This is a genomic window from Bacillus sp. LR--39 (assembly GCF_053613335.1).
In genome coordinates this window covers 1-769 of the sequence record NZ_JBSIOT010000730.1, presented here as the reverse complement: position 1 = coordinate 769, position 769 = coordinate 1, and the positions used below count along the sequence as shown (strand labels likewise).

At 39.9% G+C, this 769-nt stretch carries 1 protein-coding gene and 1 pseudogene; both read left to right on the top strand.

What is annotated here, in order from left to right:
- The first annotated feature begins 80 nt into the window (after positions 1 to 80).
- Positions 81 to 389, top strand: coding sequence for a DUF948 domain-containing protein (locus tag ACWHAR_RS26160; RefSeq protein WP_017697324.1), 309 nt, complete (start codon positions 81 to 83; stop codon positions 387 to 389).
- Between the two features lie 66 nt (positions 390 to 455).
- Positions 456 to 769: pseudogene (locus tag ACWHAR_RS26155) on the top strand (hypothetical protein); the annotation flags it as partial.

Genomic DNA, 769 nt, shown 5'->3' with positions numbered 1-769 from the left:
TCAAACGAACTGTGTAAATATCATTTCTTCTGATTAAAAAAACGGATACAGGGTAATGACATAAGAAAAGGAGTGAACATATGATTATAGTTTATATCAGTCTTGCAGTATTAGCAGTTTCTATTATCTTCTTAGGAGTTACCGTGATTCAAAACAAGAAAAAAATGGACCCTGCACTAAAGGAGCTTTCCTCTGTTACGCAGGCTATGCAAAAACAAATCGAAGGATTAAAAACAGTAACAGAGCTGCTGACGCAAAAACAAAAGAAGGTTCAGCAGGATGTCCAAATAAAAAAATACACGTTTCAGCAGACCGCAGCTGAAGTGAAAAAAGTTCCTAAAGCTGTTAAAGAGGTGTGGCAGGCTGGCCATTTAAATAGCAGGTCATGATGAATGATATCCCGTTGTTTCGATCAGAATGGACAATGGGATATCATTTTTTGAGGAGGCTTTCGCATGATTGTAAACCACAGTTGCTTAAAGGAGTTCGCAGAAAAACTACATTCTCTTCCCTCTTCACTTACAAAGTCGGATTTACTTATTTCTCCATTTCATCTCCATCAAGAAAATGAACTTGACATCTACTATTCACCTCATAATGAATATATCAATCGGACTGCTACGATTGTGATTGCCGGGATCACGCCGGGTTTTTCCCAGATGAAAACAGCGTACGAAACAGCAGTCGAAAGTCTGCGGCAAGGCCGCACTCTTGAGCAAATGGCGGTAGATACAAAAATAGCAGCGGGTTTCTCCGGGTCGATGAGACA

Excerpts from the sequence above, each read along its gene's own strand:
- ACWHAR_RS26160 (WP_017697324.1), top strand. The coding sequence starts at position 81 with ATGATTATAGTTTATATCAGTCTTGCAGTATTAGCAGTTTCTATTATC.